Genomic DNA, 8,568 nt, shown 5'->3' with positions numbered 1-8,568 from the left:
GGGTTGGTGGCGGAGGTCAGTTCCAGCCGGGCAGGTTCAGCTGCTGAGCCTGCTTCTTGACGTCCTCGTCGTAGAGGGCGGCGCCGTCCTTGGCCGAACGGATGCCCGAACCCACCTCGACGGTGATCTGTTCCAGGGCCGGGCCCTTGACGGGGGAAAGGAACTCGAGGGCCGGGCTGTTCTTGCTCTCGTCCTCGAAGAACGGCAGCATATCCTTCACCGCAGCGGGGACATCATCAGGCAGGTCGCACCCCTCCACCAGGTAGGGGCCGTTTGCGCCCACGGCTTCGGTTTGGGAATCGCAGCCTTCCTTGCTGGCAATGAAGGCCAGGAACTTCTTGGCTTCCTCCACGTTCTGCGTGGACTTGGGCAGGTAAACGCCGCCGGGCAGCCAGACGGTCAACGGGTTCTTGGATGCGTCATCACTGGGAAGCGGGAAGATGCCCAGGTCATTGATCTTGTCCGGGTAGCTGACCTGGATCTCAGGCAGCGCGAAGCTGAGGATCGGGTAATGGGCGCCTTCCGCGTTGACCAGCTTCTCAAGGCCCTGGGCATAGGTGGCAGAGGCGAAATCTTCATTGAAAAGACCGGCCTTGAAGGCTTCCTCCTGGTGTTCGAAGCCCTTGATGGCGGCGGGGTCGGTAGCGTATTTGACCTTGTTCGCCGTGTAGTCCTCCGCAAAGGTGGGATTGGCCGCGGCAACGTTGGCAAAGTCGCCCAGGACGAACAGTTGGGATGTCCACGTGGTCTGGTACGTCTGGATGATCGGATCGATGCCGGCGTCCTTGACCTTCCGGCTGTTCTCCATGAATTCGTCCCAGGTCTTGGGGACGGAAAGGCCCAGCTGTTCGTAGACCTTCTTGTTGTACATGACGCCGCCGGCCGAGCCGGTTCCCACCGGGACACCGTAGACCTCGCTGCCGGACGTGACGACAGGCTTGTAGGAATCCGACACGTTATCCATGTAGGGCTCGCTGGTAAGGGGCACCAGGTTCTGCTCCGGGTTGATCTGCTGGAACAGCGATCCGGTGTTGTAAGAGAACACATCGGCCATATCGCCGGTGGCCAGTTTCGTCTTGACGATGTTGTCCCCGTCGCCGCCCTGGGGCCGGGTTTCAATTTCGACCTTGATGTCCGGGTTGGCTGTGTTGAAGTCTTCGGCGAGCTTTTCCGCGTAGGTGATGGTGTTCTCGGTGTTGTCGACGAGCCAGGTAATGGTCTTGGCATCGCTGCTTTCGCCTCCGCCGGCGGAGCAGCCGGTGAGGATCAGTGCTGCTGCCGTCACGCTTCCGGCGATTACGGGCCAGCGCCGTTTAGGGGTGGTGTTCATCTTTACCTCCTCGTAAAGCCGCAGGCCGCTACGGGTCCTGTGGAACGTTTCAAGGCAGTCATTGCATTCCGATTACTGAGCGATGACTGCCGGGAATTCTTGTAGATCGGTCTACGTTTTTAATGTAAGCCACGCCACGTTCAAGGCGCAAGGGATTTTCGTAGATCAGTCTACAATTTCTTTAGAAACCAATCGGATGGGGACGTTGTGGACGGGCAGCAGAAGCGGGCAACTATCAGTGATGTTGCCGAGCACGCGGGTGTCTCGCGTGCTGCTGTCTCCAAGGTCCTCCGCGGCGCGTACGGCGTGAGCGACGTTATGAAAAAGCGCGTCGAGGAGTCGATGGAAGCCTTGGGGTACCGCCCCTCGGCCCTGGCGCGCGGCATGCGCGGCAGGAGCTTCACCCTGGGCGTCTTCGTCGTGGATCTCTCCAATACGTTCGTCACCGTCCTGATTGAAGGCATCCGTGCTGAAGCGGAGAGCCGCGGCTACCAGGTGTTCATCGGCGAGGCGGACATGGGGCTGGCCCAGCAACAGCAGATGATCGATGCCATGCTGGACAGGAAGATGGATGGGCTGGTACTGATTGCCCCGTTCGGCCCCGAGGAAGAGCTGGAGAGAATCGGCAGAAGCACCCCCACCGTGGTGCTCGGGCGCCACGGCCCGGGCCAGGGTTATGACACGGTTGCCAGTGACGACATCGCCGGCAGTGCCCTGATTGTTGACCATCTGGTGTCCCTTGGCCACCGCCGGATTGCGCACCTGAAGCACGTCGGCCGGGAGAAGAACGAGAGCACCATGCCGCAGTCGGTTCGTGCCGAAGGCTACGTTCAGGCAATGGTGCGCAACGGCCTGGAGAAGGAAGTGGATGTGATCGAATCGCGGTGGAACCACGAAGGCGGCGCCGCAGCCGTTGACCTCATGCTCAAGCGCGACACTCCGCCTACTGCCGTGCATACCGGAACCGACATGGCAGCGTTCGGTGTGCTTGCCCGGTTCTTCGAGCTGGGTCTGCCCATTCCGGAGAACTTTTCGGTGGTCGGCTACGACAACGCCCGTGCTGCATCTCTTCCACAGGTTGCCCTCACCACCGTGGACCAGTCCGGGTTCGAAATGGGCACCCTGGCCACGAAATTCCTGGTGGAGCGGATCGAAGGACGCCAGGAGCCCCAAGCCGCACTGGTCCAGCCGACGCTGATGATCCGCAGGACCACCGGGCCTGCGCCGGACGCCGGCTAGGCGCAGCGGAAGGTTGCGGCAGGACGGCTGAAAGCCCGGGTGTGAAGCGGCCCGGTTTCGTCTCCGTGCCGCCCTGCAATAATCTGAACCAACGGTTGTGCGCGGGGTGCAAACGCCGGTACAACAAGCAGCACTGTAAGTTCGGGCCCATCACACCAGACGAGGCGGACACGCATGACGGCTTCAGACCAGCAGCACGCACCACGGCCAGGGATGCCGGTGGATCCACCGAATGGTCCTGCCGGTGCCCGCGGAAGTGCTGCCCAAGACGCTGAAGCACGTGGACCCGTGGACCCCCACCTCCTCCAACAGCTGGCCGACGCGCACGGAGTGGGCACCTCATTCCAAGGCTGGGATGGGCTGCCGCATGCCGTTGCCGAAGAAACGCTCATCAAAGTCCTGGCTGCCCTTGGCGTCCAGGCCCACACGAACCAGCAGATCCAGGCAGCCCTTGCGGAAGCGGAGCTGGCGCCCTGGCGGCGGATGCTGCCTCCCGCCGTCGTGATCCAGCAGGGTGAACCCGCGCAGGTTCCGGTCCATGTGCCGGACGGTGCCACGGCGGACCTCACCATCACGCTCGAAGGAGGGGCGGGCACCCGGAAAGCTGTGCAGCAGGATGTCTTAATGCAGCCCCGCGACGTGGACGGCGTGTCCGTCGGCCGCGCCACTTTTGCCCTTCCGCAGGACTTGCCGTTGGGCTGGCACACGCTTCACGCCGAATCCGAAAGCATCAGCGCGTCGACCACCCTGGTGGTGGTTCCCGCGAAGCTGGAAACTGCCAAAGGATTGGAAAAGCGCCGCGGCTGGGGCTTGGCGACGCAGCTGTATTCGGTGCGGTCCAAGCGGTCGTGGGGAATCGGCGACTTCGCGGACCTGGCTGACCTGGCCGCGCTGAGCGGTGCCCGGGGTGCCGACTACGTGCTGGTCAACCCGCTGCATGCTGCGGAACCGGTGCCGCCCGTCCAGCCCTCGCCGTACTCGCCGTCCACGCGGCGGTTCTTCAACCCGCTGTACATCCGCATCGAAGCCATCCCGGAATTGGCCTACCTCAAACCCCGCAAGCGCGCCCTGGTGGAGCGGCTCCATGAGGAGGTGGCCGGCTTGAACAAGGACGCCAACCGGCTGGACCGGGACGCGGTCTATGCCGCCAAGCTGCAGGCCCTCGAACTGCTGTACCACACCCGCCGGTCGCCGGCCCGGCAGGCCGCCTTTGATGACTTCTGCCGAATTTCGGGCAGTGGCCTGGACGACTTTGCGCTCTGGTCCGCCATCCGGGAGGACCTCGCCCCGAATGATCCGCTGTGGAAGGATCCCGCCTGCGCCCTGGGTACTCCGGAGGCCGAGGCCCTCCGCGAAAAACTCGCCGACCGGATTGGCTTCCACCGCTGGCTGCAGTGGATCTGCGACGAGCAGCTTGAGGACGCCCAACGGACCGCACTGCGCTCGGGAATGCGCCTCGGCGTGGTCCACGACCTGGCTGTCGGCGTCGACCACAGCAGCGCCGACGCCTGGACCCTGCATGATGTGCTGGCTCCCGCCACCAGCGTTGGGGCACCGCCGGATATGTACAACCAGCAGGGGCAGGACTGGGGCCAGCCGCCATGGCACCCTGCGCGTCTTGCCGAGGCCGGCTATGCGCCGTTCAGGAACATGCTGGCCACGGTGCTGCGGCATGCCGGCGGCATCCGCGTGGACCACATCCTGGGCCTGTTCCGGCTCTGGTGGATCCCGGTGGGCAATGCCCCGGGCGACGGCGCCTACGTCCGCTACGACCACGAGGCACTGATTGGCATCCTCGCACTCGAAGCGCACCGCGCGGGCGCCGTGGTGATCGGCGAGGACCTGGGCACTTTCGAGCCGTGGGTGCGGGACTACCTTGCCGCGCGCGGCATCATGGGCACGTCCATCCTCTGGTTCGAGTACGACGGCGATTCGCCCCTTGCGCCCGAAAAGTACCGCACGCAGGCGCTTGCCAGCGTCAACACGCACGACCTGCCGCCCACCGCCGGGTACCTCGCCGGGGACCATGTGGCCCTGCGAAGCCGGCTTGGCCTGCTGGAGCGCTCCGAAGCGGAGGAGCGCGCCGAGCACAACGCCTCCCTGGAGAAAATGCTCGCCCTGCTGCGGGAACGGGGCTACCTGCCCGACGGTGGCGCCGCCGGCGGACCTTCCGCGTCTGAGGAGCAGACCATTGAAGCTTTGCACCTGCTGCTGACGCAGACGCCGTCGGTATTGCTTGGCGTGGCACTCGTGGATGCGGTGGGGGAGCGGCGCGTACAGAACCAGCCCGGAACCACGGAAGCCCTTTACCCGAACTGGCAGGTTCCGCTGGGTGGACCGGACGGCAGGCCCGTGTTCCTTGACGACCTTCCCGCCAACGCGCGGTTCAACACGCTCCTCGCGGCGGTGGAGGAGGCCCTGCACCCATAGGCCAAGAGAGGACACACAGCAACGCGGAGTCACTTTTCGCCCGATCCGATGCCTCGGAGCGGCCAAAAGTGACCCCGCGTTGCTTGTAGAAGCGGGCCTACGTTACTGCTGTTCCGGTTAGCTAACCCGCCGTGATGACGTGGGTGGCGTGGTCGTAGCGGAAGGTGACCGGTCCGCCGTCGTGCTCATACAGAATGTTGGCGCCGGGGGACACCCCGCCCGCGCCGTAGTTGACGTCCCAGGTACGATTCAGGGCTGCCTTGAACTCGTAACTGCCCGCAGGAAGGTTCCCGACGGTCAGTTTCCACACGAGATCAGCCGGGTCCAGGGTGAGCTGGGCCTGGTCGCAGCTGGGCTCCCAGTCCGTTGCGCAGCCCAATGCCTTGTTGAGGCTGCCCGCCACGGCCACCGCCGAGGGCTGCTGGGATGCATACACGGCACTGATGACATGCGTGCTGTTGTCATAGCGGAACGTCACTGTGCCCCCGGGGTGGTCAAGCACGATGTCCCCTCCGCCGGCCGAGCCGCCGGCTCCGTAACTCACATCCCAGGTGCCGTTAAGCGCGGCCTTGTACCCGTACTGTCCCTTCGGCAGGTCCACCGTCAGGCGCCAGATCTTGTCCGCGGGGTCCAGCTTCAGCATGGCCTGTGCGCAGGATGGCTGCCACGGTTCGGTACAGCCCATCAGCTGGTTCATGGATCCGGCCACCGTCACAGAGTCCGGCTGCGGAGCGTCACCCACTGTCACCGTTCGCACGTCGCTGACCACGTTGAAACCGGCTCCTGTCATGGAGGCGCGGTACCGCACAGTGCTGCCGTCGGCCAGCCGGGACACGTCATCTGTTACCGAGTAGACGGGCGACGAATCGTCGGTTCCGACGGCGGTCCACTCACCGCCGCCCACGCTGCGCTCGAAGGACACCACATGGCTGGCCTTCTCCGGGTCGGCGGTGGCGCTGAGTTCCACCGTGCCTTTGGCGCTGCTGCCCTCCACGGGCTTCTGCAAAGTCAGCAGCGGGGCAGGAACACTGGCCGTGCGCGGCTGGCTCGTGGCCGTGTGTCCGCCGTTGTCCAGCACGGTGGCGCGGTACTCCACAGCAGTGCCGGCGTTCAGGTCCGCCACATCGTGGAACACCTGGTAGGGCGCCGTGTCGTCGGTGCCGATCGCCTGCCAGTCCCCGCCTGCCTTCTTCGCTTCGAAGGTGACCTCGTAGAACGAGGAACCGCCGACGTCGGCCGTCACCTTGAGGCGCCCGTTGTCACCGGGCACCGCCGCCGGCTCCTGGAGGACGACGGCGGGAGCGTCCTTTGAGTGCGGGATCCTGCCTGAGGACTGGTACACCACGGCGGAAAGCGGCGGGACGGTGACCGTCAGCTTTCCGTCTGCGGAGGTCTTGGCTTCCTCTGCCCCATTCCCGTACACCCGGGTGTAGTTGCGCTTGCTGATGTAGGTGGGCACCTCCGCTGTCTGGGCCTGCTCGCTGTTGTTCAGTGCCACCACATACTCGCGCTGGTCTTCGGCGTCCGTCCGGGAAAAGGCATAAATTCCGGCACCCTCGGATACGTAGCGGTGCTGGTGGGCGCCGTCCCGCAGCGCGGGATGCTCCTTCGTCAGGGCAGCCAGCTCACTGATCTTCGCGTACAGGGGGTGGCTTGTGTCGAAGTTGTCCGTCCCGTGGGTGGCGTCGGTTCCCAGCAGGTCGTCGTCAAGGTACTCCGGAACCTGGCTGGCGAAGAGCGTCTGCCGGGCGTCCTGGTCCCCGCCGGGGCCGGTGAAGCCCTGCTCGTCACCGTAGTAGATCACCGGGTTGCCGCGCGAGAAGTACATCAGCTCGTGTGCCAGCTGGTCGCGGGCCACCTGCTCGGCGTCGGTTGACCCGGGGTTGTCCGCGGCGATGAAGCTGCCAATGCGGCCCATGTCGTGGTTCCCCAGGAAGGTGGGCAGCTGGTAGACGTTGGAATCGGCGTCGGTGTACCAGTCGTCGCCGGCAAAGAAGGTCTCCAGGCTCTTCGTGCCCTGGCCCTTCGAGGCGAAGTTTCGGGCGGCATCCTGGAACGGGAAATCGAGTACTGCCTGCATCTGGTTCCGCGTGGTGAACTGCGAGGTGAAGCTCTTGCTGGTGTCGAAGACCTCGCCGAACATAAAGAACTCGTCCTTGCCCTGTTCCTTGGCATAGTTCAGGACGTCCGGGCCGAATTCCTGCCAGAACTCGTTGTTGACGTGTTTCATGGTGTCGATCCGGAAGCCGTCCACGCCGAAGTCGCGGATCCACGTCTTGTAGATGTCCTTCATGCCGTCCACCACGGCGGGGTGCTCGGTGAAGAGGTCATCCAGGCCGAAGAAGTCGCCGTAGTAGGCGTCCTCGCCTGCAAAGGTGGTGTCGCCGCGGTTGTGGTAGAGCGTGGGATCGTTCAGCCAGTCCGGAACTTTGAGGTCCTCCTCGCCCGGTTGCAGGACAGGAACGTAGGGGAAGGACGCCGCGGGGTCGAGCTTCGGAAAGCTGTCAGAGCCTGCGAAGTCACGGTCATCGAACTCCTCGCCGTCCGCGGTCCTGTAAGGCTCTGCATCCTTGGACGTGTAGCCCTTGCGCGCGCCCTTCCCATCCGCGCCCTCGTAACCGATGACGTCGGCAGTGTGGTTGGTGATGATGTCGAAGTACACCTTCATGCCGCGGGCGTGGGCCTCATCGATGAGGGTCTTCAGTTCGGCATTGGTGCCCAGGTGCGGATCGATCTGGGTGAAGTCGGTGATCCAGTAGCCGTGGTAGCCGGCGGACTTGTCCTCCGGCTGGACAGCCTTGTTTTTGAAACTGGGGGTGAGCCAGATGGAGGTGGTGCCCAGGCCCTGGATGTAGTCGATTTTGTCCAGGAGGCCTGCGAGGTCTCCGCCGTTGTAGAAGCCCTTCTTGGTTGGATCAAAACCCGACACCATGGGATCGGAGCCGAGGCCGCCCTGATCGTTGGCGGTGCTGCCGTTGCTGAACCGGTCCGCCATGACAAAGTAGAAGTTTTCGTCAGTGACAGGGGCACGGAGTGAGTGGGTCGCGGCTACCGAACCCGGATCCTTTGTACCGGGGGCAGCCTGGGCGGGAATTACTGCGGCGGAAACGGCGACAGCTGCTGCGAGGAGCCCTGCTGCCGACCGGAAAGCGGCTGTGCGCGCTGGAGTTCCGGTGTGGCGTGCTGTTGTTTTTGCGCACGGGGGCGCGCTGGATGGCGTGCGAAATATCAAGGTTGATACCTTTCCTGGAGAGCGGCGCTGCTGTACAGGCTTGCGGTGGCAAGGTTGTGCGGCGAGGATGCCAGGTTCACAAGACAGCATGCTGACTTGTGAACCACGTCACAACTGTAAGCGCTTGCACCGAATAACTCCAGCGTTTAGGTAATGACCTTCCGCGGTGGGATGCTCACTAGTAGTGAGCGTGTTTCAGCCCGTCGGGACCATCGGCACGTGTGCTTTCAGCGCCGTCCGGACCAGCGGCAGGGCGGGCAATCAGCCGGCGGGCACCAAAGCGGTGGGCGATGGCGAGTGCACGTCGTGGATCACGGGACCGGGCAGTCCGGTGACC

At 64.2% G+C, this 8,568-nt stretch carries 4 protein-coding genes; 2 read left to right on the top strand and 2 right to left on the bottom strand.

Going from position 1 to position 8,568, the window contains the following annotated elements; genetic code table 11:
* Window positions 1–16: 16 nt before the first annotated feature.
* Window positions 17–1,330: an extracellular solute-binding protein gene (locus P2Q66_RS16835; protein WP_275729964.1), complete on the bottom strand. Its 1,314-nt coding sequence runs from the start codon at window positions 1,328–1,330 to the stop codon at window positions 17–19.
* 207 nt (window positions 1,331–1,537) lie between these two features.
* Between P2Q66_RS16835 and P2Q66_RS16830 the strand changes: the two genes are divergently transcribed.
* Complete coding sequence (locus tag P2Q66_RS16830) at window positions 1,538–2,569, top strand: LacI family DNA-binding transcriptional regulator (protein ID WP_115524051.1); 1,032 nt, start codon at window positions 1,538–1,540, stop codon at window positions 2,567–2,569.
* Between the two features lie 174 nt (window positions 2,570–2,743).
* Complete coding sequence (malQ, locus tag P2Q66_RS16825; RefSeq protein ID WP_275729961.1) at window positions 2,744–4,999, top strand: 4-alpha-glucanotransferase; 2,256 nt, start codon at window positions 2,744–2,746, stop codon at window positions 4,997–4,999.
* 121 nt (window positions 5,000–5,120) lie between these two features.
* Here the strand turns inward: malQ and P2Q66_RS16820 are convergent, their stop codons facing one another.
* Window positions 5,121–7,994, bottom strand: coding sequence for an alpha-amylase family glycosyl hydrolase (locus P2Q66_RS16820; RefSeq protein WP_275729959.1), 2,874 nt, complete (start codon window positions 7,992–7,994; stop codon window positions 5,121–5,123).
* Window positions 7,995–8,568 lie beyond the last annotated feature (574 nt).

The sequence above is a fragment of the Arthrobacter sp. Cr_A7 genome, assembly GCF_029222765.1.
Taxonomy (GTDB): Bacteria; Actinomycetota; Actinomycetes; order Actinomycetales; family Micrococcaceae; genus Arthrobacter.
Note: the sequence above shows the minus strand (reverse complement) of the source record. Positions and strands in the feature narration are given on the sequence as shown.